Origin of the sequence: Echinicola vietnamensis DSM 17526 (assembly GCF_000325705.1) — a bacterium.
Classification (GTDB): Bacteria; Bacteroidota; Bacteroidia; order Cytophagales; family Cyclobacteriaceae; genus Echinicola; species Echinicola vietnamensis.
In genome coordinates, this window is the sequence record NC_019904.1 from 1,756,949 (window position 1) to 1,782,593 (window position 25,645).

General features: G+C 44.9%; 20 protein-coding genes. 14 read left to right on the forward strand and 6 right to left on the reverse strand.

Annotated elements, in window-relative coordinates:
- Window positions 1–4 precede the first annotated feature (4 nt).
- The 5 genes from ECHVI_RS07510 (at window position 5) to ECHVI_RS07530 (ending at window position 4,246) form a co-directional block, all read left to right on the forward strand.
- The gene (locus ECHVI_RS07510) at window positions 5–964 is read left to right on the forward strand and encodes a CPBP family intramembrane glutamic endopeptidase (protein WP_015265360.1); all 960 of its coding nucleotides are present in this window, start codon (window positions 5–7) and stop codon (window positions 962–964) included.
- The gene (locus ECHVI_RS07515; protein WP_015265361.1) at window positions 939–1,145 is read left to right on the forward strand and encodes a putative signal transducing protein; all 207 of its coding nucleotides are present in this window, start codon (window positions 939–941) and stop codon (window positions 1,143–1,145) included. The genes ECHVI_RS07510 and ECHVI_RS07515 overlap by 26 nt, the downstream gene beginning before the upstream one ends.
- The gene (locus tag ECHVI_RS07520; protein WP_015265362.1) at window positions 1,129–1,968 is read left to right on the forward strand and encodes a phosphatidate cytidylyltransferase; all 840 of its coding nucleotides are present in this window, start codon (window positions 1,129–1,131) and stop codon (window positions 1,966–1,968) included. The genes ECHVI_RS07515 and ECHVI_RS07520 overlap by 17 nt, the downstream gene beginning before the upstream one ends.
- A 74-nt stretch (window positions 1,969–2,042) precedes the next feature.
- Complete coding sequence (locus ECHVI_RS07525) at window positions 2,043–3,320, forward strand: Glu/Leu/Phe/Val family dehydrogenase (protein WP_015265363.1); 1,278 nt, start codon at window positions 2,043–2,045, stop codon at window positions 3,318–3,320.
- Window positions 3,321–3,583: 263 nt separating this feature from the next.
- A complete protein-coding gene (locus ECHVI_RS07530) occupies window positions 3,584–4,246 on the forward strand; it encodes a phosphatidylserine decarboxylase family protein (protein WP_015265364.1) in 663 nt (220 codons plus the stop codon).
- A gap of 98 nt (window positions 4,247–4,344) precedes the next feature.
- Here the strand turns inward: ECHVI_RS07530 and ECHVI_RS07535 are convergent, their stop codons facing one another.
- Window positions 4,345–4,782, reverse strand: a complete 438-nt coding sequence (locus ECHVI_RS07535; RefSeq protein ID WP_015265365.1) for a hypothetical protein — start codon at window positions 4,780–4,782, stop codon at window positions 4,345–4,347.
- A gap of 66 nt (window positions 4,783–4,848) precedes the next feature.
- Window positions 4,849–6,240 carry a hypothetical protein gene (locus tag ECHVI_RS07540; RefSeq protein WP_041738405.1) on the reverse strand — a complete coding sequence of 464 codons (1,392 nt, stop codon included), beginning with the start codon at window positions 6,238–6,240 and terminating at the stop codon, window positions 4,849–4,851.
- A 92-nt stretch (window positions 6,241–6,332) separates the two neighbouring features.
- Between ECHVI_RS07540 and rbfA the strand changes: the two genes are divergently transcribed.
- Together rbfA and ECHVI_RS07550 are read left to right on the forward strand one after the other, a co-directional pair.
- Window positions 6,333–6,710 carry a 30S ribosome-binding factor RbfA gene (gene rbfA / locus ECHVI_RS07545; RefSeq protein WP_015265367.1) on the forward strand — a complete coding sequence of 126 codons (378 nt, stop codon included), beginning with the start codon at window positions 6,333–6,335 and terminating at the stop codon, window positions 6,708–6,710.
- A gap of 77 nt (window positions 6,711–6,787) precedes the next feature.
- Window positions 6,788–8,011, forward strand: a complete 1,224-nt coding sequence (locus ECHVI_RS07550; protein ID WP_015265368.1) for an FtsX-like permease family protein — start codon at window positions 6,788–6,790, stop codon at window positions 8,009–8,011.
- A gap of 178 nt (window positions 8,012–8,189) precedes the next feature.
- Here ECHVI_RS07550 and ECHVI_RS07555 read toward each other — a convergent pair whose 3' ends face one another.
- Entirely contained in the window at window positions 8,190–9,764 is a 1,575-nt protein-coding gene (locus ECHVI_RS07555; protein WP_015265369.1) for a hypothetical protein, read from the reverse strand.
- A 579-nt stretch (window positions 9,765–10,343) separates the two neighbouring features.
- On the opposite strand from ECHVI_RS07555, the gene ECHVI_RS07560 reads away from it, so the two are divergent.
- Together ECHVI_RS07560 and purU are read left to right on the forward strand one after the other, a co-directional pair.
- Window positions 10,344–13,283, forward strand: coding sequence for a DEAD/DEAH box helicase (locus ECHVI_RS07560; RefSeq protein WP_015265370.1), 2,940 nt, complete (start codon window positions 10,344–10,346; stop codon window positions 13,281–13,283).
- Window positions 13,284–13,730: 447 nt separating this feature from the next.
- Window positions 13,731–14,585, forward strand: a complete 855-nt coding sequence (gene purU / locus ECHVI_RS07570) for a formyltetrahydrofolate deformylase (protein WP_015265371.1) — start codon at window positions 13,731–13,733, stop codon at window positions 14,583–14,585.
- Window positions 14,586–14,872: 287 nt separating this feature from the next.
- Here the strand turns inward: purU and ECHVI_RS07575 are convergent, their stop codons facing one another.
- The 3 genes from ECHVI_RS07575 to ECHVI_RS07585 form a co-directional block, all read right to left on the reverse strand.
- Entirely contained in the window at window positions 14,873–15,277 is a 405-nt protein-coding gene (locus ECHVI_RS07575) for an META domain-containing protein (RefSeq protein WP_015265372.1), read from the reverse strand.
- A 499-nt stretch (window positions 15,278–15,776) separates the two neighbouring features.
- Complete coding sequence (gene alr, locus ECHVI_RS07580) at window positions 15,777–16,931, reverse strand: alanine racemase (protein WP_015265373.1); 1,155 nt, start codon at window positions 16,929–16,931, stop codon at window positions 15,777–15,779.
- A gap of 30 nt (window positions 16,932–16,961) precedes the next feature.
- Window positions 16,962–18,098: an amidohydrolase gene (locus tag ECHVI_RS07585; protein ID WP_342662040.1), complete on the reverse strand. Its 1,137-nt coding sequence runs from the start codon at window positions 18,096–18,098 to the stop codon at window positions 16,962–16,964.
- A 287-nt stretch (window positions 18,099–18,385) separates the two neighbouring features.
- Between ECHVI_RS07585 and ECHVI_RS23835 the strand changes: the two genes are divergently transcribed.
- The 5 genes from ECHVI_RS23835 to ECHVI_RS07615 all read left to right on the forward strand — a co-directional run bounded on the left by ECHVI_RS23835 (window position 18,386) and on the right by ECHVI_RS07615 (window position 25,441).
- Window positions 18,386–18,562: a hypothetical protein gene (locus tag ECHVI_RS23835; protein ID WP_015265375.1), complete on the forward strand. Its 177-nt coding sequence runs from the start codon at window positions 18,386–18,388 to the stop codon at window positions 18,560–18,562.
- Between the two features lie 700 nt (window positions 18,563–19,262).
- Entirely contained in the window at window positions 19,263–19,727 is a 465-nt protein-coding gene (locus tag ECHVI_RS07600) for a GbsR/MarR family transcriptional regulator (protein ID WP_015265376.1), read from the forward strand.
- A 74-nt stretch (window positions 19,728–19,801) separates the two neighbouring features.
- Entirely contained in the window at window positions 19,802–21,169 is a 1,368-nt protein-coding gene (locus tag ECHVI_RS07605; RefSeq protein WP_157501290.1) for a TolC family protein, read from the forward strand.
- 51 nt (window positions 21,170–21,220) lie between these two features.
- Window positions 21,221–22,267: an efflux RND transporter periplasmic adaptor subunit gene (locus tag ECHVI_RS07610; protein ID WP_015265378.1), complete on the forward strand. Its 1,047-nt coding sequence runs from the start codon at window positions 21,221–21,223 to the stop codon at window positions 22,265–22,267.
- Window positions 22,268–22,285: 18 nt separating this feature from the next.
- Complete coding sequence (locus ECHVI_RS07615) at window positions 22,286–25,441, forward strand: efflux RND transporter permease subunit (RefSeq protein ID WP_015265379.1); 3,156 nt, start codon at window positions 22,286–22,288, stop codon at window positions 25,439–25,441.
- Window positions 25,442–25,645 lie beyond the last annotated feature (204 nt).

Genomic DNA, 25,645 nt, shown 5'->3' on the forward strand with positions numbered 1-25,645 from the left:
AATTATGGAGATTTATAAAACCCAAAGCCAAATTGCTGCAAAACACAACTGGTTATTGTCCCTGGTTGTCTTGGTTTTGATTACTTTTGGCGTACTTGCATTGACTCAAGGGATTGCATTGGTCATGATCCCTTTTTTGTTTAATATCAGTTATGAAGACATCCTGCCCCTGTTTACAGGAGAGCTATCCTATCCCAACGGCCGAATGGCCATGCTATTTCTGCAGGGGATCGGTGGAGGCCTGGCTTTTTTTATTGCCGGCTGGTTATTCTCTAAGGTGGTGGAAAAGGCCAGTCTTGGTTGGCAACAACAATTTGCCCGTGTAAAGTTCAATTACCTCTTGCTCTTGCTGCCGTTACTGTTTGGTTTTATGTTATTTGATGCCAAGGTGATCGAGTGGAATATGAACATAAATTTTCCGGCATTTTTGGAAGGGTTTGAGACCTTTGCCCGTGAGATGGAGGACCAAGCCATGAAGATGACCAAGTTTTTGACGGATTTTCAGGACTTCGGCGAGTTTTTGGCTGGCGTGCTGGTAATTGGTGTGTTGGCGGGGATTGGAGAGGAATATTTCTTTAGGGGTGTTCTGCAGCCAAAGCTGCACCGGTACCTGGGCAATGCACATGCAGGAGTATGGTTGGCGGCTTTTGTGTTTTCTGCCATCCATTTCCAATTTTTTGGGTTTTTCCCACGTTTATTGCTGGGAGCACTCTTTGGTTACTTGTACCTGTATTCAGGAAGTTTGGTGTATCCCATAGTGGGGCATGTATTGAACAATTCCTTTACCATAGTCATGGTTTATTTGAACAAGTTAGGGGTGGTGGAGTTTGATATTGAAGATCCGGAAGGCGTTAGCTGGTATACGGTGGTATTGGGGCTGATTGTTTTTGTGGTATGCATGCGGCTCTTTGTTCAACAAAACAAGCAAAAATCGTCCCATGGAGAAGTGGCAGAAGGTATTTGAATCAGCATCCCTCGTCCGGGCAGAGATTGTCAAAGGAGTGTTGAGCGAGCATGATATTACCGCCATTGTCCTCAATAAAAAAGAGTCTGTATACCAAATTATTGGAAGCTACCATGTGATGGTGGTGTCCGAAAAGGCCTTTGAGGCTGCAAATTTAATTAAGAATGAAATATCGTTTTAATATTTCCAATTATAGTGAGTTAGGGCAGCGCATCATCACGGCTCTTTTGGGAGCGGCGGTGATCGTCTTTGGGAGCATGTATAGTGAATGGGCTTATTTTTCCATCTTCGGAACCATATTGGTGCTGTCCCAGCTGGAATTTTACAAATTATGTGGGCTAGATGGGATGCTTCCGCTCAAGACATTCGGTACTTTTTTGGGGTTAATGATTTTCGTGATGACCTTTTTTGTGGAGATGCAGCATATGGATGATAAATATTATTTTCTTATCTTTCCTATGATATCCCTGATATTCTTTATCAAATTGTACAGAAAATCGGATAAAAAACCATTTACAGGTATAGCTTACACATTTTTGGGGATATTTTATGTGGCCGTGCCTTTTTCACTGCTAAATTTAGCGGCCTTTTCAGTGGATCAAACCTTCCATTATGAAGTCATTGTGGGGTCACTTTTTATCCTTTGGGCAAGTGATAGTGGTGCGTATTTTGCTGGAACAAAATTCGGTAAAACGAAGTTGTTTGAACGGGTGTCTCCCAAGAAGTCTTGGGAAGGCAGTTTGGGAGGAGCAGCGGCTGCCATCGTGACCGCTTACCTGCTTAGTTTGAATTTCATGGTGATTCCTCAGTGGAAGTGGTTGAGCATAAGCGGAATCATCATTATCGCTGGAACCTACGGTGACTTGATCGAGTCCTTGTTTAAACGAAGTATTGCGATCAAGGACTCAGGGAAAGGCCTTCCTGGTCATGGAGGGTTTATGGATCGTTTTGACGGATTGTTAGTTTCAGCGCCTTTTATCGCGGCATTTTTGAAAATATTTTAAAATACATAGTTCTATTTTGAAAATGTGTCTAATATTGCATCAAATTTAGTCTCTACATAAACTAAAACCCAATTATGGCTTATATCGAACCGGCTCCAATTAAGGATAAAGAAAATCCATTGGAGTCAATGATGGAGAGGTTTAATATAGCAGCAGAAAAACTGGGCCTTTCCGAGGAGGTCTACAATGTGCTGAAAAACCCCGCAAAACAAGTGATCGTATCCCTTCCGATTACCATGGACAATGGTAAAATAAAGGTTTTTGAAGGGATTCGTGTCGTTCATTCCAACATCTTGGGCCCTGCAAAAGGAGGCATTCGCTTTGCACCGGATGTGCACATCGACGAAGTACGGGCGCTGGCTGCTTGGATGACGTGGAAATGTGCCGTCGTGGACATTCCCTATGGTGGAGGAAAAGGTGGCGTCCGCTGCAATCCTAGAGAAATGTCACCGGGTGAAATCGAGCGTTTGGTGCGGGCCTATACCCTTGCCATGATTGATGTGTTTGGTCCGGACAAGGACATTCCTGCACCAGACATGGGGACCGGGCCTAAGGAAATGGCCTGGTTAATGGATGAGTATTCCAAAGCAAAAGGAACAACGGTAAATGCTGTGGTGACGGGCAAACCGCTCGTATTGGGAGGTTCTCTGGGGAGGACAGAGGCGACAGGCCGTGGGGTGATGGTTTCGGCACTGGCTGCCATGGAGAAACTTAAAATCAACCCTTTTCAGGCCACCTGCGCGGTCCAAGGTTTTGGCAACGTAGGCTCCTGGGCTTCGGCATTGCTGGAAGAGCGGGGATTGAAAGTGGTGGCGGTTTCGGATATTTCCGGTGCTTATTACAATGCCAATGGCATCAACATCCAAAAAGCCATTGCTTACCGTGATGGAAATAAGGGGACGCTGGAAGGCTTTGACGGTGCAGAGAAGCTATCAGATCCAATGGAACTGCTCGAATTGAAGGTGGATGTGCTGGTGCCGGCGGCCGTGGAAGATGTGATCACCAAGGCCAATGTGGATAAAATCAATGCACGCCTCATCGTCGAAGGTGCCAATGGACCTACTTCTTTTAATGCGGATAAAATCATCAACGATAAAGGCATCATGGTCGTGCCGGATATCTTGGCCAATGCCGGTGGGGTGACCGTGTCCTATTTCGAATGGGTGCAAAATCGTCTCGGATATAAATGGACTGCAGAAAGGGTGAACAGAAGATCCGACCGGATCATGAAAGAAGCCTTTGACCAAGTTTATAAGGTTTCCGTAAAGCATGGGGTCCCCATGCGAATAGCTGCATACATCGTGGCCATCGATAAAGTAGCCCAAACCTATCAGTTTAGGGGAGGATTCTAAGCGCATCCTTCACGTGGGTGTACCACATAATTGCATAAATGGCACTGCTGGTGTAGGTTCACCGTCAGTGCCATTTACATTTAACATCCCGTAAAGCTGCTGACCGCGGCAAATGGTGAAGGTATATTCATTTTTTTCTTTAACATACCGAGAAATATTGGCAAATTGCAGCCGAATTAAATTTGGATCAATAGAGTTGTTTATAATAAAGGAACTAAAATTGATTTCAAAACATTGATTTATATTGAATTAACCCCATTCTGATGACGATACATAAAGAAGGAAGAACATTATTATTCTGGATGCTGGTAGTGCTTGCTGGGATCAATTTTGCCACCCATCAGTGGTTGCCAGGACAGGATACGGTATTAAATTTGATTTTGCTGGCCAGTATCATCATTTATTTGTTGGTGCTGCAGTTTTTCAGGAGTCCCACTATCCCCATGCCAGTAGATGAGCAAATGGTATATGCGCCCGCTGACGGGAAAGTGGTGGTCATAGAGGAAGCGCAGGAAGATGAATTCCTGAAGGAAAGGAGAAAGCAGATTTCCATTTTTATGTCACCTGTAAATGTTCATGTGAACCGCTCACCGGTAAGTGGAATCGTGGAGTATTTTAAGTACCACCCCGGAAAATACATGGTGGCTTGGCACCCGAAGGCAAGCTATGAAAATGAACGGTCCACCATGGTCATCAGGCATACCAAGACAGGAGTGAAATTATTGGTAAGGCAAATTGCCGGCGCCGTGGCCAGAAGAATCAAATACTATGTAAAAGAAGGTGATCCCGTGATCCAAGGAGGGGAGTTTGGCTTTATTAAGTTTGGTTCCAGAGTGGATGTGTTTGTGCCGTTGGATGCAGAGATCCTAGTCAATATTGATGATAAGACGAAGGGCGGCATTACCCCTTTGGCCCGTTTGAAATAGGAAAGACCTCCGAGAGCAAGAAGGAAATCGTTAACCACAGATGAACAGCTGTTCATCTGTGGTTATTTTTTTGTGTCGTGTCAAAGGATTACTGGGGACTAATTTTTTCCAATGGTATATCGAAGTCCGAAATTACCGCGTAAGCCGAGTGATCCATTGAACATTGGAGTGGCTTCCATCATGATGGCAAAAGCCCGATGGTTGGATATGGGCTTAAAGGCCAATAGGACAGGGATCCCTACTCGTGCTCCATTGTCAAAGTCATAATACCCCACCATCAAACCGGCTGAGGCATTATACCACTCACTTTGATGGAAGTTGTATTGCCCGATCGCTTCCGCTCCGAAATAGCGGTTAAGGAAATCTCCTGCAAACAAGCGCCCTTCGCCGAAAAACTTTTCCTCGGGATCAGTTCCGACTGCCAGTTGGGTAAGGATGCCATTGGAATAAGCCCCAACAGTGACTTGAGCATGGGCAAATGATGTGATGAATGCTTGAAAAAGTAGCAAAAAAAAGATGCTTTTTAAATACGTCATTTTAGATTATGGTTAAAATTAGAAATATAGCTTCAAATATCGCTGATTATAAAAATTAGCCAAGTATTATTCTGACAAACGGTACACGCCTTGCTGCTCTTTTTGGTAGCGCTTGGCAAGGGCAGGGATACGCTCGGTGATTTTTTCAAAAAGGCCTTCTTGGTCGTAAATAAGGGTAGGTTTTTCCTCCACAAAATTCAAATACACTTCCATCATGTTTTCTTGATTGCTGTAATCGGTCAAGACCCGCTTGGACAGACGGTAATTGAGGTAGGGGCTGGCCAAGGTGGCATGCTGATAAGCGCTGATTTCATCCCCAAGTATGACGATTTTTTCGGCCTGGGGCTGGACGGTGTCGTCCAAGGTGTAGTTCCAGGTTTTGTTGGATTGTATTTTATAGATGGTCCAGGCATAACCAGCCGTAGGAATGATCAATATGAAGGTGTAAAAAAGCACATTTAGCTGCTTGCGGTTGGTCAGGTAAAGGAATATCTGTGCGATAAAGTAAGTCAATCCCGGCAACATGATTACCATCTGGTAGGGAGTCCTTCTATTGGCAATGAAGATGGAAAAAATCGCAAAAATGGTATAGAGCAGCATAAGCTGTTTTTGTTTTTGCTGATTGACCGTAATGCTGGTGGTGACGGTGCCGACAAAATAGCCGATGACGGCAAACAGCAGCGGTGCAGCCAACAAAGTGAGCAGGTCAATATAGGTTACATGCGGGTAGCTACTGGTAATCCGCGTCGCCAGGACAAATTCGGTGATAAATTCCGGCAGCCCTCCTATCCAAAAGAAGTAAATACAACACAGCACAAAGGGCTGAAAATACCCGGCCAACGATAGGACGAGCTGGTTGAAGCTGAAGCCGCTTACGGTAACGCCTGCTACCAGTAGAAATGGCAGGAATACGATCATCGGAAAATGGAAGCAGACCGCAATTCCCCCATAAAGCCCTACCAGAAGGATGGATTCTGTATTTTGTTCATTCAGCAAGGTTTGGGAAAATAATTGGCCCAAGGCCAAAATGATAAAAGTGGTCCCCATCAGTGCTGGAGAAAGTGTCAGCAGGTCAAATGAAAAGTGGAAAAGCACCAGCATGACCAAGGCTGGAATATAAGAGGTGTTATCAAAAGCTTTGTATCGAATGAAAAGTCGGTTAACATAATAAATCTGAAAGAGGATGATGGAAGCTGCCAGGAGCTTGTACATCCACCACGACCTGCCGGCCACATAATCGATCAACCAATACACGTAAGCCGACAATGGCCCGATGTCGTCCACGATATCAACGTACAGGAAATGCCCGTTTGCGAGCCGTTCACCCACCAACATCCAAGAAAGTTCTGGACTCAGGAGCGGGATGTCCATGAGCACATAAGGAAGGCTCAGTGCCATGAATAGCAGCGCGATGCCTAAAATTCTAAACGGATCGTTGATTTTGAAAAAACTCAGCAAGGGTAATATCTGTTGATAGTTATGTATTCTGAACGTACGAAATTAAAGGTTAGTCGATTAAATCACTAAATTTGTATAGATAATTATTCATTATGGAAAGCAAGAGACAACAAAAGTATTCAAAGTTAATCCAAAAGGAACTGGGAGATATCTTTCAGCGCGAGTCCAAGCCCTTGGTGGGCAATGCCATGGTCACCGTGACCAGGGTGCTGATGAGTCCCGATCTGGGCGTGGCCAAAATTTACTTGAGTTTTTTATTGGCCAATAATCAGGAGCTGTTGGAAAAAATTGATGCACACAAAAAAGAGATCAGAAAACACTTGGGTAAGCGCATTGGCAAGTCGGTAAGGAGCATTCCCGAATTGGTTTTTTACCCGGATGATTCCTCTGCATATGCCCAACACATGGACAAAATCATTGGCGGCTTGGATATTCCAGAAGCTCCCGATGATGAGGAGGAGGAAGATTGAAAAGTGGCATTCGAATGGCCACGTTTTTTCAATGATAAATAATTAATTCACCTGTTAAATCTTGATTTTACTGTCCTGTGAACCTTTCCTTTTTTATTGCATCCCGGTATTTTAAAAGTAAAAAGAAGCGGAATTTTATCAATATCCTGTCCAGGATAGCGATGATCGGTGTGGCGGTGGGCACAATGGCCTTGGTGATTGTGTTATCGGTATTTAATGGGCTGGAGGATTTGATCAGGGGGCTTTATGCGTCTTTTGATGCACCGCTTAAGGTGGAGTTGGTGAAGGGGAAGTCTTTTGAAGTTGGGGACGATTTTTTGGATAGTTTGAAGGCTGTAGAGGGGGTGGTGTCCATCACGGAAGTTATTGAGGATAATGCACTTCTAAAGTACGGTGAAGACCAAATGGTGGTGACCATGAAAGGGGTCAGTGAGGAGTTTTTGGATAAGGAGCGGTTTGAGCAAGGGTATTTTGCAGGGGACATGACCTTGGGCAGCCCGGACCAGCCCAAAGCCATCATGGGGAGAGGCGTAAGTTTTATGCTTGGGGTGGATCCAAAGAATGAGTTTGAGCAGCTACGGATGTTTTACCCCAAAGCTCCTAGGGCCGGAACCATCGATCCGCGGCAGATGTACAACTCCGGCAGGTTGGGACTCGCAGGGACCTTCAGTGTAGAAAAAAAGTTTGATGATAGTTTTGTGGTGGTACCGCTGACCTTTGCGCGGGATCTCATGGATTACGGGGATAAACGGACGGCTTTGGAGATTAAGGTAGCCCCCAGCGCCTCCCTTTCCAGTGTAAAGGCAGCCATGCGGGACCTATTGGGAGAAGGGTTTTCCGTAAAGGACACCGACGAGCAGCACGCTGGACTCCTCAGGGCCATTCGAATTGAAAAGCTCTTTGTGTTTATCACCTTGACCTTTATCTTGGCCGTGGCCTCGTTTAATATTTTCTTTTCCTTAAGCATGCTGGCCATCGAAAAGAAAAAGGATATTGCAGTGATGATCGCCATGGGGGCCACTCAAAAACTCATACGTTCCATTTATATCAAGCAGGGAGCGATTATTGCTTTTTCTGGAGCCATTGTAGGGCTGGTGCTCGGATTTGCGATTTGTTGGTTACAGGATCGTTATGGGTTGGTGTCCTTGGGCGTGGCGAGTTCGGTGGTAGACAGCTATCCTGTAAAAATGATATGGACCGATTTTTTATGGACCAGCCTTAGCCTGATCGTCATTACCTTCTTTGCGGCCTATCGCCCCGCTACCATTGCAGCAAAGGTGAATACAGTGGAGCATTTGTGAGAATTTTTCCGCCTTCCCGTAAAATTTCTGGTTTCTGGCCAAGGCCAGCTAAGGCTAATGGGGTGAAACGTTAGGAAAAGGAGATTGTTTCTAAAACAGAAAAACCCCGGAAAAGCAGTGGCTTATTCCGAGGTTTTGATGCGATCATGATGGGACGGGCACAGTCGTAACTTACCGGTTATTGGTAGCTAAATGTTTTTTCGAAATCTAACCTTGCCATGCGGTAGGCTTTGTTATACTGTCCCAATACCACCATCTGATGGTTGGACACTTGCTTGCAGGCCATTGGCTTGGTAAGAATGTGCAGGTCGCGGCTAAAAGGCAGCGCCTCCTTTTTGATGTTTCCATGCCAGTCTAATTCGACCATCGCGATCAGCACGTCCTTTTGGGTGGCTTTGGGGTTGAAATGAACCGGTTCACAAATGCCCTCACATAGGTTTTCGGGGTGGTCATTGAACACCAAATAGACTTTGTCGTTTAGGACAGCGGTGGCGTATGAGGAGAAAAAGCTATACCCTTCAGGCGATACTTGGTTTTTGCGGATTTGTTCGGTCCACATCACTTCTCCATCGGGGTCAACGCTCACCACGGCAATGGTGTTAAAGGCTGTCCTGGCTGTGCGGAAGTTGGTGCGGGGATTAAAACCAGCGGTTTGGGTGGCTTGCTCCGCAATGAGGACGACGCTTCCATCGCTGCGGAAGGTAAGGTCATTTAGTCGGTAGGCATAGAGCCCCTCTTCTTTTTCTTCCTTGGTGGCTTTTTCGGACTCCATCATCAAGATAGGGGCAAATGGTTTGAAGCTTTTTTGTGCGATTTGCTGGTCTTGGAAGGTCAGGAAATAGCTGCCCGCGGCATCATGGCCTTCTGTGTCCGTGTAGAATCCAGCACATACCAATTGAGCGGCTTTATTGGTGCCGATTTGCATTTTGGTCAGGTGTTTTCCGGGTATGGATGGATGCAGTTCTGTGATATGTTTCCCACCACCCGTTATGGCCGTAATGCCAAATTGGTAAAGGGGTTGCCAAAATTTTTCAAGGGCCTTTTGGCTGTCAGCCTCCTTTTTAAGGACATAAAGGTCTCCTGTATTGGAGAGGTGGTAATTGATGACCTGATAGTGCTCTTTTTTCGTTGTGGCGGCCAATTGGTGGGTCCATTGTGCCTGTAGACCTTGATCGAAAACGGTAAAGTTTAACTCGTCTGGGTTGTTTTTAGCTCCAGCTTGGCTAAAGGTGGCCAGAAGGAAATTACCTTCTTCGGACAGTTTGAGATGGAATCCAGGCTGGTTAAAAGAGGTGTTTTTTCTGGCAGGAATTTCCTGTAAAGTCACGGGGGATTGTTGGAGCGTCAGAGTGGATTTGTTGATTTCATCAGCCATTAGCACATGGGAATTTTCTGTTTCCGTGCTATAAAAACAATAGAGCCTGCCACCAATCTGCATGATCTGTTCGAATGTAACAGGTCTTTTGGTGTCGATGACCTGCAACTGACGAAAGCTTCTAAGTTCCATCTGATTGTTATAAAACTCCAGTACTGGAAATGTTTCTCTTCCCCTTAGCTCGTCACTGAGCTTTATCTTGGTCACATAAATGCCGTTTGGGTCATTGGCCACAATCTGATGCGGCATCATGTTGTTTTTGGTGAAATGTTGGCTGCCCAAGTGGAGTTGGAAGTTTGAATTTACTTGGGCACTCAGCATGCTTAGCGGAGCGGTGATCAGTAAGGCAATGAGGAATACAATTAGTTTCTTTTTCATAAGGGGTTGATTTTGAATCGAATATCTGAATATATTTTATGAAATACAAAAAAATATATTCGAAAAGCAATTAGTAAATTTTGAAAATAGTTTTCTTATCGCTGGCATAACGCGATACACAGCTTTTACAGGTTATTGGGAAGGTGAAAATCAAAATGTATTGGGTGATTTTGATTTATGTGACAAAAATATACGTTTTGTTTACAAAAATTGGATTTTTGTGTACGCAAATATACGCACAATAGGTGATTTTTATATAAGTGGATGATATCTGGTTTTGTGCTCTCTGACATACGGATATAGGCATTCATCGGGATTGCCCCTTTTGGGAAAAATTGGGAGAAGGGGGCAGTGAAAGAGTGGATATCTATGCTTGGATCAATAAAAGGTCTTTCGGCCTAAAGGAAGTGTTTTTGGCTCAAACAGCCTGCAGGGAGGCTGACTTCTGGTGAATCTTGCCTTAATTCATCTCTTTTTTCTATTAAAAGTTGAAATAATTATTTACTTTGCAAGCTAGTATATTTTGAAAATCATACCGCTTCGAATGGTTTTGGCTCGATTGATTTAGCAGAAAAGATTATGAAAGTATCTCCGGATAAGTCTTTTGAAATAATATATTCTCTTTTTAGTCATGAATATTTAGGGATTCTATTTGAGTCCTTTGTGATTCAGCATGATGATAAGGGCAGGCTCTCTTTTGCCTATCAAAATATTGCCACCCAAAATGCCAAGGAGTTTGCTTCTGGCCTGGACAGCACGGATTATGAGCTGATCGAGCTGATGGACAGCATGCAGCATGATGCGATCGTGAAGACTTTCAACACCAAGAAACTAAAGCCCAAGGAGTTTTTGCGGAAGGTGTTTGACACCAATAGTGAAACGACGGCGAATAAGGAAATCCGCCGCATGATCGAGGTTCGGTTGGAGGGAATTCGGGCCAAGATTTTGGAACGTATTATAGGGAAGCGACTTTTTGAGATGGGCAATGATGGAAATCCCATCTGGAAGGAGATCAATGTAATGGAGGAAAAGGCGTCAGTGCTTTTTCATTTCAGAAGAAACGAGGACAATACCCATTATTTTCCGACGCTCAAGCACGGCGGAGAAAAGTTGGATTGGCAATATAAAGGGGGGTATTTGCTTTGCGAAGAGCCGGCTTGGCTGGTGGTGAATGGCTGTTTGTATAATTTTGAAAAAGGCGTGGACGGTAAAAAGCTCAAGCCATTTCTCAACAAAAAATTTATTGTCATTCCCAAAAATGTGGAGCAGTCCTATTATGAAAAGTTCATCACCCAGCTGGTGGCCTCCTTTGATGTGTATGCCAAAGGTTTTGACATCAAAGTGCAGCGAAGCAATCCCGAGGCGTTATTGAGCTTAAGTGATTTGCCCGGAGGGGGAGGGGGAACTGACCTCTTTGGCAATGTCCAAGCAGCAGAGGAAGAGGACAAAATCGTATTTGACTTGCGGTTTCAGTATGGAGATTACTCTTTTCGCTCCGAGGAAAAAAAATCCAATAATGTACAACTGGAGCAGCAAGGAGACAATTATATTTTCCATAAAGTCATCCGAGACCTGGAAAAGGAGAAATCATATGGCGATTACTTAAAGGACCTGGGACTGCCGGTGCGGACTTCACGGTTTTCCCTGGGGAAATCGAAGGCGTTCGATTGGCTAAACTCCAATAGAGAGGCCTTGGAAGATATGGGCGTGAAAATTCTCCAAAACCAAAGCGCTAAGGGGAAAAAGTACTTTATAGGAAATGCTTCCATCAAGGTCGATATCAAGGAAAACATCGACTGGTTCGATGTGGATGCGATTATCAGCTTTGGGTCCTTCGAGGTGCCTTTTGCTCAGATCAGGAGGCTGCTCGTAAAAGGAAAGTCAGAATTTGAACTCCCCAATGGGGAGATTGCCGTTATTCCTGACAGTTGGTTTGTCAATTACTCTGAGATCTTTTCTTTCTTGGAAACCGGTGAAAAGCAGGATGAGAAGATGATGCTGAAGAAGCACCATATTGCCTTAGCGCAAGAGCTTCAGAAAGGAAACCTCATTAACCTTACCTTAAGCCGGAAGTTGGAGAAATTGAAGGACTTTTCGGAAATGGAATCCTATGACTTGCCAGATAATTTTAACGGCACCCTTCGCCCGTACCAAAAAGCCGGCTACGATTGGCTGAGGTTTCTTAATGAATACCATTTTGGCGGGTGTTTGGCCGATGATATGGGCTTGGGGAAGACGGTGCAGACCCTGGCCATGCTGGCCCACGAAAAAAAGAGGACGGAAGGAGCCACTTCCCTCTTGGTAATGCCTACTTCCTTGATTTACAACTGGGAGGTGGAAGCTCGCAAGTTCACACCGGATCTAAAGGTATTGGTCTACACGGGATCACAGCGGATCAAAGACAGCAGTATGTTTTCCAAGTACGATTTGGTGTTGACATCTTACGGCATTACCCGGTTGGATGTGGATATATTAAAGGACTTTTTCTTCAATTATATCATATTGGATGAATCCCAAGCGATCAAAAATCCCAACAGCATCATTTCGAAAGCGGTCAATCAGCTGGTGTGCAAGCACCGATTGATCCTGACGGGTACGCCGGTGGAAAATGGTACCATGGACCTTTGGTCGCAGATGAACTTCGTTAACCAGGGGCTCTTGGGCACGCAATCCATTTTCAAAAAACAGTTCTTGCAGCCGATCGAGAAGAAAAATGACATGGACAAGGCTGCCAAGCTGCATGCCATGATCAAGCCGTTTATCCTGCGGAGGTTAAAAACCCAAGTGGCGACCGATCTTCCCGAGAAGGTGGTCAATGTAAAATACTCCAACATGACCCCAGAGCAGGAAAAAGCCTATGAGGAAGTGAAGGGTTATTATCGCGAGAAGATCGTAAAGGAAATGAGCATTCCTGGCATGAACAGGCAGGCATTTACATTGCTGAGAGGCTTGACACAGCTTCGGCAAATTGCAAATCACCCGAGGTTGACCGATACGGCTTATACAGGTGATTCTGGAAAGCTGGAAGACATTGTCCACATGCTGGATTCTACCGCCAGAGAAGGGCACAAGGTCTTGGTATTTAGTCAGTTTGTGAAGCATTTGGCCATCGTGAAAGAATATTTGGATGAAAGCGGCATTGCTTATTCTTATTTGGACGGGACGACTAAGGACCGTCAAGCACAGGTGAAGGATTTCCAAGAGAATGATCAAGTGAAAATTTTCTTGATCTCCCTCAAAGCAGGGGGCGTAGGCCTTAACTTGACCAAGGCAGAATATGTGTTCTTGCTGGATCCTTGGTGGAACCCTGCTGTGGAGGCGCAAGCCATTGACCGGGCCCACCGAATAGGGCAAGAGAATAAGGTCATCATTTATAAATTTATCACACACAATACCGTGGAAGAAAAAATCATGGCCCTCCAGGAGCGTAAAATGGCCTTGGCAGATGAGTTGATCAGCACAGAGGAGAGCTTTATGAAGAGTTTGGAAAAAGAGGATATCGAGGCTTTACTGGCTTAGGATGTTTGGGAAGCTGGCATGGGGAGCTGATGAATGTAAGGGGAACGAAGCTGCCGGTCAATTCCCTGTCCTACACCGTGATGAGTTGTTTTTCAAAAAATCACCTTATGTTTATGCTTTTAACCCGCATTGTGCATTAGCCTATCTATTGCGACCTGAAACCATTTCAAAATCAATCGCTTCGCTGCTGTTTTCGATTCTACCTAGCGGCAGACAGGTTCACCATCCGCCGCGGCGGATGATTCCATCTCCAAACAGCCTGATTTTATTGTAGTTTCAGCTCTCATAACGATTCCAAATGCATAAAGCGGGTTTAAGGAATAGTGCTGCACAGGGAAATTAAAGATATTTTCACGTGGCTAAAGGGGTAATTTTCACCTAACTCAATATCTTAGGGGCAGAAATTTAATAACCCACTTAATATCAACCAGAAATTTTTATCAAAAAATGGAATGTGCCATACTAATCATCCAGTGTAAGGATCAGAAGGGAATCGTAGCTGCCGTGACGCAGTTTTTATATTTTCATAATGGGAATGTCCAAGAGGTAGACCAATACATTGATAATGAAACAGGTGATTTTTTCATGCGGGCAAAATGGGAATTAAAGAGCTTTGCCATCCAGAAGGATCATATTCAGCGAGTGTTTTCAGAGACGGTTGGGAGCAAGTTTGATATGAACTTCACCTTGCACTTTAATGAACCCAAGCCCAGAATGGCCATTTTTGTATCCAAGCTTTCCCACTGTTTGTTTGATATTGTGTCCCGTTATTACTCTGGTCAGTTTGATGTGGAAATCCCCTTGGTCATTTCGAATCACGAGACCTTGAAACCTGTGGTGGAGGCGTTTGACATTCCATTTTATCATCTACCCATCACCAAAGAGAATAAGCAAGAGCAAGAAGAGAAACAATTGCAGTTATTGAAGGAGCACAAGGTGGATTTTATCGTCTTGGCGAGGTATATGCAGATATTGAGTCCAACGTTTATTGCAGCCTATCCGCACAATATCATTAATATTCACCATTCGTTTTTGCCGGCATTTGTGGGGGCCAAGCCTTACCATGCAGCGCATAAAAGAGGGGTGAAGATCATTGGGGCCACAGGGCATTATGTGACAGAGGAGCTGGATGCCGGTCCGATTATCGAGCAGGATATTGCCAGGGTAAGGCATCACAATACCGTGGAAGAGCTGGTGCAAATCGGTCAGGATGTCGAAAAAGTCGTGCTTTCAAAAGCCATCAAGTATCACTTGACCAAGAAGGTCATGGTGATGGGAAATAAGACCATTATTTTCAACTAAATATTCATCGGATCCCTCTTGCCGATGAAAGAGGCTGTCTCAAAAGTCTTCCTCATCAAGATCCGCCGTGGCGGAGAAGGAATTTCGCTCATACATGCCATGAAAGCACATCGAGCTCACCAGCCAGCTGTCCGGCAGGCTTCGCGCTTTGTCTTCCAAGAGGCGGAGGCTCGTGATGACGGATGGTTCCTTTAAGAGACAGCCTCTTTTTATTATTTTCCCTACAGGTGGGATGTCAGGCCATGATGATTCGATTGGGCCTTTAAGGTCCCTGTAAATAGGCTTTTTTAATTTACCTGCTCAAATTCCACCGTGATATTTCCATCTCCGTCATAAAACACCATTCTGTTTGCGGTGGTTGTGTACGTTTTGCTCATTTCCAAAGAGCTAAGGTAGGCTGTTTGAATGGTTTTTTCGTCACAGTTTTGGGAGTCGGTGTAGAGCGTGGAGAATTTAATCTTTTCGGCATTATAGACGGCCTTTCCTCGAAATTCATCACACGGTGCTTGACCGTTTACTTTCTGTTCTTTACCAAATTTCAGGGTAAGCTCAGCCAACTGTTCTTTTGTGGCAGGGGCACCATTGATGGACCGGACTTTCCATGTAAATTGGCCAATATCATCAGAACCACCACATGAAAATAAGGTTAATGAAAGTAAACCAGCGCAAATGAGCGTTTTGAATAACTTCATTTTTAGTAAATTTTTTAATTAGGAAAAAGATTTATGATCCTGCTGTTTATGAAATCATCAATAAACTGAATCGTTCAATGTGAAATGTTTAAAAAAACAACAGTTTTACTGGGTGAAATCCCGCAAATACCATACTTAAATGTGTCGTGATGACAATTATTCATGTTAAAAAATGGTAAATGTGATTTTACCTGGAATATGCATTAGCTTATCTACACCACGGTGCACAAGTATAACGAACTGAAATTGCTTTAAAATCAGCCGCTTCGCTTTAGTTTTCGGTGTAACCGTAGCGATGTAATGCTTACACCTCCAAACTAACTGATTTTCTTGCATTTTCAACTCTCACTACGATTCCGAATGCATAAACCGGGTTAAAGCCTTAATTCATGATCCATACATAGCGGGTGCTTCACGCGGTATGTTTCCTTTCTTTTCGTTCTTTGGGGATTATTCTGATGAAGATGGCCTGCGCTCCAGCGATGGATACACGTGAGCTTCAGTAAACGATTTTTCTGGGGATGTCATGAGGAAGCCGCGTCAAGAGTTCGTAATTGACTTGTTGGGTGGTTTCACTAAAAGAGGCCACGGTGATCTCGTTGTTTTTTTGTTTGCCGATGATGACCACTTCATCGCCTTTTTTGACATCTTTCAGGTCTGTAATGTCCACTGAGATCGAATTCATGGTCACTGTGCCGACCACAGAGACCATTTTGCCTTGGATGAGTACTTTGCCGAGGTTGCTGAGCATCCTGCTAAACCCATGGCAATAGCCTACAGGGACCAGAGCAATGCGCATGGGGCGGTGTGCCATAAAGGTGGTGCCATACCCCACAAAATCTCCCATACCCACTTCCTTGATGCTCATGATGGAGCTCTTCCAGCTGATGAGCCTTTTGAGTGGGTTTTTTCGATGGGCAGCCAGCTCCTTGAATTTGCTCATGTATGTTTCTTGGCTGGGCCAGAATCCATACTGTAAAATGCCGATCCTCACCATGTCCATGATGGTTTCGGGATAGCTTAACGATGCTGCTGAGCAGGCGGTGTGGTAGGTCCCGAATTTGATTCCATGGCGGTCAAACCAATTTTTGAAATTACGGTACTGCTTGATTTGGTTTTGTACTCGCAGGTAATTGGCAATGCTTTCTGCTCCGGCAAAGTGCGTACAGAGGCCTGTAAGCTCCAAGTGAATTCCATGTTCGTAGATCACATCTGCCAAGAACTCTTTTTCATTCCATTCAAATCCAGTTCTGTGAAATCCCGTTTCTACTTCTACGTGGATTTTAGCAGGGATATGCAGTTTTTTGGCCATTTTAATGGCCGCCATCAGCCGGTCAAATTCAAACACAAAAAAGCTGATGCGGTGTTTGATGATCCATTCCAGGTCCTGATTGTCCACCATGCCCATGATCATGATGTCACTGTTTTTTTCACTTGCTTGGAGCACACGTTTGGCCTCATCGGTACTGAAAGCACTGAAGTGGCGGATGCCTACGTTTTCGGCGATCTTGATGATGTTTTCGATTCCATGGCCATAGGCATTGCCCTTGATCACCGCAGAAACGATGGTGTCATCTCCTACTTGACTTCTGATGAATTTCATGTTCCTGCGATAGGCAGATTTGCTGATCTCGATACGTGAAGTATGCCTCATTAACGGAGTGATTAAGCTTAAATGCTCGAATTAACGATTGAGTTGATGAATGATTTGGTTGAACATACCGACGCCTGATGGAATAATGGTATCCGGAAAATCAAAATTACTGTTGTGCAGCTGGGGCTGTGTTTTGCCACTTCCCAATCCAAAGAACATGGTCGGGGTGTTTAAGGAAAATTGGCCGAAATCTTCAGACCAACGGAATGGGTTTCGGATATGCTTGGTCTTGAGTTTAAGTTTTTTTGCTGCGTGATTGACCTGTTCCCAGGCGGCTTCATGGTTGACGGTGCTGGCAAAATGCTCCGTGTAAGAAATGTCGATTCCCAGATGATGGGATTTTGCAATTACCGTTACCAGTTCAGCGGCAAACTTGGTGAGCCGCTCCATGGCGTCATTGTCGTAAGTTCGCAAAGTGGCACGGATGGTGGCCTTTCCAGGAGTGGTGCCAAAGGCAATTTCGCCTAAAACGGCATTGACCACGGTGATCAGGCAGAAGCCGTTCATGCTTTCAGGGAGTGCCTCCAACCCTGCAATGATTTTGGCCATTGCGAGTGCGGGGCTATTGCCGTTTTCGGGGTGTGCTGCATGGGAGGTTTTTCCCTTGAGGTGGATGACCATTCCCTTGGATGCTGCTGCAAACGGCCCTTTTTTAAGGACAATTTCATTTTTAGGATAGCCGGGTAGGTTGTGCAGCGCAAAAGCATAATCAGGTTTGATAGTAGGAAACCGCTTGTCCTTTAGCACTTTCTTTGCCCCTTCGCCCGTTTCTTCGGCAGGTTGATAGAGCAATACCACGCGGCCTTTGGAGATGGGGTTTTTCGCGAGGTCCATTCCCACTCCAGCTACAATGGCCATGTGTCCATCATGACCACAGGCGTGGGATCTCCCGTCAATTGTGCTTTTATGCTTGGCGTTGGATTCCTCCGTGATGGGTAGTCCGTCAAGTTCGCATCGGATCATCGTAGTCGGCCCTTTTTGCTTACTATCGAAGATAAAGGCCAATCCATTTCCGCCTAACTTATCCAGCACTTTGGTAGGCTCCAGCGGCTCAAAAAATGCCTGGATCTTCGCAGCCGTGGCACCTTCATCATGGCTGATGTCCGGATATTGGTGGAGTTCTTTTCGAAGTTTTATCAATCGGTTAATGTCATCTTTGTTCATCATAAGAAAAATTACTGGTTGTTTTAAATTAAAGCTTTCTGATGGATAGTTCAAGTAATCAGACAGTTTAGATACCGGATTAGTGCCAATGGGGCCATCTTTTGAGTAGGGTTACCATTTTACGATCCCCTTCCCCATGGAATTGACCATGGAAAAAAGCAGCAAATATCTTTCCGATTTTTTTTGACTCGTATTCAATTAGTTACTGGAATTATTTGAAAATTGATTTTTTTGGGCGAACTTATTTACCGATAATTTTGCTTGATTGTTTTATCCTAAACGAAAAACCTATGACTGCAGAACAAAAACAAGCCCTTGCTGCTGAAATCGAAAAACTACAAGGATCCTTGACAGGAGATATGTTCCAAGATATGGAAATCCGCGATAAGATACACAATTTGGAAATGCAGCTAAACGGCACCAAGCCCATGGACAGTCATTTTGACTGTATTGGCTGTGGGAGCTGATCCATTGTTGTATCACATGTATTTTTATGAAAACCGGAAGGCATGGCTTTCCGGTTTTTTTGTGGGCACCATCGCCCCGAATTAAGGGTAAAGCTATTGTGCTGTGGCATACTTAGTTCAAGGATGAATTTTTACAGATCAAGCCATATTTCTGGGGGAATGAATGTCGACATGTTCTTATGAAAGAAAATTTAGCACCGTTAAAACGATGGTTTTCCGCTATCCGCACGAATGGGGTTTAGCGGGAATTTGTGGGGAATAGTTAGGTCCATGCCGCTAAAACGGGAAACGATGAATGGGCAAATTTACCATGGACTTCACCCATGGCTAGAAAGTGTCGAGGCTGTGTCAAAAGTCCTCGTCATTGCGATTCCGATGGATATCGGAAGAAGCAATCTCGTCATACGTGCAATGAAAGCACATCGAGATCACTTCACTCCGTTCGTAATGACGGATTATTTATTTATGAGACAGCCTCTTTGTGGCTTTTTTTACCCGCGGTTTTGCCTTTAAGTAAAACTGGCAGTCCCCAGCTTTTCCGCTTGATCCATTTTTTCATCCAGTGCTTTAAACTATTTTACGCTGTAGATAAAAAGGATGAGCAATGCAAAAAAGTAAAAATTTGGTTCTCTTTTTTATGAACTAACAAAACCTTTTGTATCTTTGTCCCGTTAAGTCTTCACAGACAAGAGGAGGAATTATGAAGTTAACATCTGAGCAACAAGAAATTATAGAGCGAATCGGGGTTTTTTTCGAACGAAAAGGACATCAGCCGATTTTGGGGAGGATCATGGGCTTACTGTTGGTGCTGGATGAAGCGGAAGCCACCTTTGATGAGATCCAAGAGTATCTATCGGTCAGCAAGAGTGCGGTAAGCAACGCCCTTACCCTGCTCCAAACCCAAAATAAGGTAGAATATACCACTAAACCGGGCGAGCGGAAGCGGTATTTCAGGCTGAAAGTACGGAATTGGAGAAAAGATATGCAAGAAGATATGCAGGGAATTTTCAGGATCAACATGCTCTTGAAGGATGTGATGGCCATGCGCTCTGCCAAAAATATGGAATTCAATAACTGCATTGAAGACTTTCAAAAGTTTATCGAATTCATGCAGGAAGAAATGCCCAAATTGATCGAAAAATATGATCGGCTACACAACAGCTGATATATTTTTTGTTTGTTTAGTTCTTTTTTTACAGAACAAAGTAATGATTAAGAAATTAACTATAATTTATTAAAATGAAAAAACAATTTTGGATCGGACTTATGGCGGTGTGTTTTGTGGGGAATTCCCTCATGGCCCAGGAGCCGGTGGCGGATGGTGAAGTGCTCACCCTTCAGGAAGCCATTAAGCTGGGCTTAAAGCATAACACCGACATCAAAAAAGCCCAATTGGACGAAGATGCTGCAGACCATCAGCAAAAGGAAATCACGGGTACCGGCCTTCCACAAGTGGATGCTTACGGTGATTACAACAATTTCCTAGATGTTTATCCCCAAGCCATTCCAGGAGGGGTCTTGGATCCCAATTCAGATCCGAGTGATATTAACGTGATCGCTTTCGGCGTCCCTCAAAGTATGAAAGCAGGGGTGCAAGTGAGTCAATTGATCTTCAGTCAATCGTATTTGGTGGGGTTGAAGGCCGCTAAAACCTCTGAAGAGTTTTACCGGCTGATGACACAAATGACCGAAGAGGATATTATCTATGATGTGGCCTTAAACTATTATTCGGTGATTTCTACCGAACTGCAGATGGATAACCTTCGGGCCAACCACGACCAGCTGAAGCGGCTAGAAGAGATCATTCGGTCGCAGTATGAGAATGACTTGGCCCGAAAAGTAGATTATAACCGGGTGAAGGTAAACCTGACCACACTGGAGACCGAAATGGACAATTTGGAGATTGCGATCGAGCAACGTAAAAATTACTTGAAGTTGGTGATGGGGATTCCTGTAAATACCCAAATTGAATTGGCTCAGTATGATTTTGATGACAAATCCTTGCCATTGCAAGCCCTGCAGATGGATCCTGATTTGAGTCAGCGGTATGACCTGAAAGTGCTGAGCAAACAGCAGGAGCTAAATGACCTGAATGTCGATAACATCAAATCAGGATATTATCCCACGTTGTCTGCTTTTGCAGATGTAAACTATAATGCCTTTTCGAGTGAATTTGATTTTCTGTCCACTGGACATGTTTGGTACCGTGGGGCGTTGGTAGGGTTGAAGTTGTCCTTGCCGATTTTCGATGGTTTTCAGAAGAAGCACAAAATCGCCCAAGCAAGGGTGGAAGGTCAGAAGATCAAATATGATCAGTATATGGCGGAGCAAAATGCAGAAGCCGAATACCTGAATGCCGTAAAAAAACTGAACAATAGCATCAAAAGCCTTAAAGCACAGGAATCCAACTTGGAACTGTCAGAGGATGTGTTCAGACAGACAGGACAGCTTTACCGCGAAGGGCTTTCGCCATTGACAGATTTGCTGGATGCAGAGACATCGCTGCGTCAGGCCCGATCAAGTTATTATCGACAGATCATCAATGTCAAAACGGCCGAAGCTGACTTGTACAAATCCACAGGTCAAATTGAAAAAATCATCAACTAAAACAAGCATTAATCAGGGAGCTACTTCCTTAATTTAATATCATCAACAGCTATGAAAAAGTTAATTACACCTTTGATAATAGTAGCCATAGCCGCTGCAATTGGTTTTACGCTTTTCAAAAACAAGCAGGAAATGGAGGTCAAAGCTGAGCAGGCCATGAAGACCAGTGAATCGATTCCCGTGCGAACCGAAACCATTAAAAAGACCGCTCACAAAATTTCGTTTACTTCTAACGGCACGTTTGAGCCAAGCCAAGAATTGACACTCAAGGCAGAAGCCAGTGGAAAGGTGCTGAAGATATATAAGAAAAAAGGCGATTATGTTCGCAAAGGGGACGTGATAGCGAAGTTGGATGATGAATTGATCCAGTCTGAGCTGTCCATCTCCGAGGTAAAACTCCGCCAAAACGAGAAAGATCTGGGCCGTTATGAAAATCTCGCTGGCACAGAGGCCATTACGGAAAAGCAACTGGAAGAAATCCGCAATGCCACGAAGATGGCAGCATCCCAAGTCAAAATGAACAAAAAGCGATTGGCCAATACGGCCATTACCGCGCCGATTTCTGGTTACATCAATGAAGATTATATCGAGATCGGAACCTTGATGAGTCCGGGGATGAATGTGGTGGATATCGTCAATGTGAAACCCCTGAAGCTAGTGGTAAATGTTTCCGAATTGGAGATTGCCCGGATCAGCGTGGGGGATTCGGTAGCAGTTAAAGTGGGCGTATTGCCGGAAAAGGATTTTACCGGTAAGGTGAGCTTTACCAGCAATAAAGGCGATGCCTCCTTGCGATACGAGGTAGAGATCGCTCTGCAAGAGGAAACAGCACAGATCAAGCCAGGGATGTTTGCCTATGCCTCATTTGAATACCCTGCAGAGGAAGCCATTTTGATCGATCGAAAAGCCTTGGCCAATGGGGTTAAGAATCCAGAAGTTTTTGTGGTGGAAAATGGCAAAGCGGTGCTTAAAAAAGTAAAGTTGGCGCAGGTGGGAGATAATAAGCTTGTGTTGCTGGATGGCCTGAAAGAAGGAGATAAGCTGGTGACTTCCGGTTTGATAAACTTGAAGGACGGTACCGCTGTCTCAGAACTTTAATCCGAAAAATCAAGAAACATGCAGATTACGAAAATATCCATCAAACGGTCCACCATTGTGGTGGTACTGTTTACGATCTTGACATTGCTGGGGATTTTTTCCTATACGCAAATGTCTTACGAGCTGCTGCCAAAATTCAGTCCGAATGTAGTGACAGTATCCACGGTTTATCCGGGAGCGGCACCTTCGGAAGTAGAAAATTCCGTTACCAGAAAATTGGAGGATGCCTTGGCTTCCTTGGAGGGAATAGACGTGATGAAATCCACCTCTTTGGAGAGCTTTTCCATCATTACCATTGAGTTGGATGATGATGTGGACGTAGACTTGATCCTTCAGGACGCCCAGCGGGATATCGATGCGGTATTGGGGGATTTGCCGGAGGACGTGGATCCACCTTCTTTAGGGAAGTTCAGCCTTGACGATATGCCCATTATGCAAATGGGAGCCTATTCTAACTTGACTGCAACGGATTTTTACGACCTGATGGACCAGCGGATCCAGCCGATGATCTCACAGATCGATGGGGTGGCGCAGGTAAACCTTCTTGGTGGTGCCGAGCGGGAAATCAAGGTGAACTTGGACCAAAATAAGCTGAACACTTATGGCATTTCACCATTGCAGGTAAACCAAGCCATCGCCCAGGCCAATTTGGATTTTCCTACGGGGAAATTGAAAAGTGATAAGGAGCAAATCCTGATCCGTCTGGCAGGGAAATTTACGCAGGTGGATGAAATCGGTGAGCTGATCGTTTCTTATGCGGATGGTTCCCCTATAAAGATCAAGGATGTAGCGGAGGTAGTGGACTCCAATAAAGATGAGGAAATTCTCAGTAGATTGAATGGAAACAGTGCCATCGGTATCAGTATCCAGAAGCAATCCGATGCCAATGCGGTGGATGTCGCTGAGCGTGTAAACAAGGCATTGGCTCAGTTGGAGACGACCTATGCCGGGGATGACTTGCGGTTTGAGATTTCACAGGACAGTTCTGAATTTACCTTGGAGGCAGCTAATGCCGTGATCCACGATTTGATTATTGCCGTCGTGTTGGTGGCCGTGATCATGTTATTGTTCTTGCACAGTTTCAGAAATGCAGTCATAGTGATGATTGCCGTACCGATGTCCATCATAGCGACCTTTACGGTGATGTATCTGGCAGGCTTTACCTTAAACTTGATGAGTTTGCTGGCACTTTCGTTGGTGGTGGGGATCTTGGTGGATGATGCCATTGTGGTGATCGAGAATATTTACCGTCACATGGAGAAAGGCAAATCTGCCATTCAGGCATCGTACGATGGGATCCGTGAGATTGGCGGGACGGTGACTTCGATCACCTTGGTAATTGTCGTGGTGTTTGTCCCGCTGTCCATGACGGGAGGATTGATTTCAGGGATTTTGACCCAGTTCAGTATCACAGTGGCAGTGGCCACGATGATGAGTTTGCTGGTAGCCTTTACCTTGATTCCATTACTGACCTCTCGGTTTTCCAAACTGGAGCACCTCGATCCAAAAAGTATTTTCGGAAAAATCGTAAACGGTTTTGAAGGATTCCTGGATGCTTTCGTAGCGTGGTTAACCGGGATTCTTAAATGGTCCTTTAACCATAAGATCATTACCCTTGTGGCGACCTTTGTGCTATTTGTCTCTTCATTCATGCTGGTTGGGTATGGTTTTATAGGAAGTGAATTTGTCAGTCAGGGTGACAAAGGGGAATTTATCATGCGCTTGGAGCTGCCTAAGTCAGCCACTTTAGAGGAGACCAATTTCACCACTAGGGAGGCAGAGAACTTCTTGACCAAAAACCCGATGGTGACCAGTGTCTTTACCACCGTGGGGCAGACGACGGGGAGTATGTCCGGCAGCCAATCCACGCCATATGCATCGGAGATTACGGTGAAAATGGTAGATGGAAAGAAAAGAAACCTAACCGCACCAGAGTTTGCCCGGGAAATGGAAATTGCCCTTGAGGAAAATATCGTCGGGGCAGAATTTACCGCCGTGCCGATAGGAATTACAGGTACAGCGAACGATGCTCCCATTCAGATAGTGCTGTCTGGGCCTGATTTGGACACTTTGAAAAGCTTTTCCCAACGGGTATTGGCCGAAGTGGAGAAAGTGCCCGGCACGCGAAAAGCACAAACTTCCCTAGAAGATGGAAACCCAGAAATCCGCGTAGAGGTGGACCGCGCCAAAATGTCCGACCTCGGGCTGGACATGGCGATGGTCGGTGGGACGATGCAGGTAGCCTTTAACGGCAATACCGATACCAAATACAGGGATGGTGATTATGAATATGACATCAACATCCGGATGGATGAATTTGACCGTAAATCCGTGGCGGATATTGAGAATCTTGCCTTTGTGAATACCAAAGGGCAGACGGTCTTGCTTAAGCAATTTGCCAAAGCCATTCCTTCTGAAGGACCAAGCGAGCTTAACCGTCAGGACAGAATTACTTCCGTGACCGTTCAGTCCCAAGTGTCCGGAAGGCCTTCCGGTACCGTAGGGACCGAAATCCAAGAGCGAATAGCAAAATTGGATCTTCCAAAAGAAGTAACGGTGGCCTATGAGGGTGACATGAAAATGCAGGAAGAAGGCTTCGGGAGCTTGGGGGTGGCCTTATTGGCCTCCATTCTCCTCATCTACCTGATCATGGTGGCACTGTATGACAACTATGTCTTCCCACTCGTGGTGATGTTTTCGTTGCCGTTAGCGGTTATTGGAGCTTTGTTGGCATTGGCCATGTCCGGTTCTGCATTGAGTATTTTCAGTATTCTAGGGCTCATCATGCTTATGGGGCTGGTGGCCAAGAATGCGATTCTTTTGGTAGACTTTACCAATCAGCTCAAAGCGGCAGGACTTGAAGTGAAAGCAGCCCTGGTAAAAGCAGTGGAAATTCGTTTCCGTCCCATTTTGATGACCACCTTGGCGATGGTGTTTGGGATGCTGCCGATTGCATTGGCGTCCGGAGCCGGAGCGGAATGGAAAAATGGCCTTGCTTGGGCATTGATTGGTGGATTGATTTCCTCCATGTTTTTGACCATGGTGGTGGTGCCGGTGATCTATTACATATTTGACCGAATCCTCGCACGTTTTGGCAAAGACAAGAAAGAAGAAATTATCATCGAAGAGACTGAGCTTTCCGAATCAGAATCCGAGGTGGCTGAATATGTTTAGTAGGAAGTATACCTTCTGCTAAACTAGGTAAATACCGTGTTAGGGATCATCACCGTTCCTGATGCATATGGTTAGTTGATGATAGTCGGTGCGGTTTTGGGAAGGACTGCGGCCAACATGAAGGAAGGAAAGCTCAGCGGATCTTCTTGAAGCTGCACCGATTTTTACATCCTTAGTCAGGGTAAATGACGCCTGAGGTGTCAT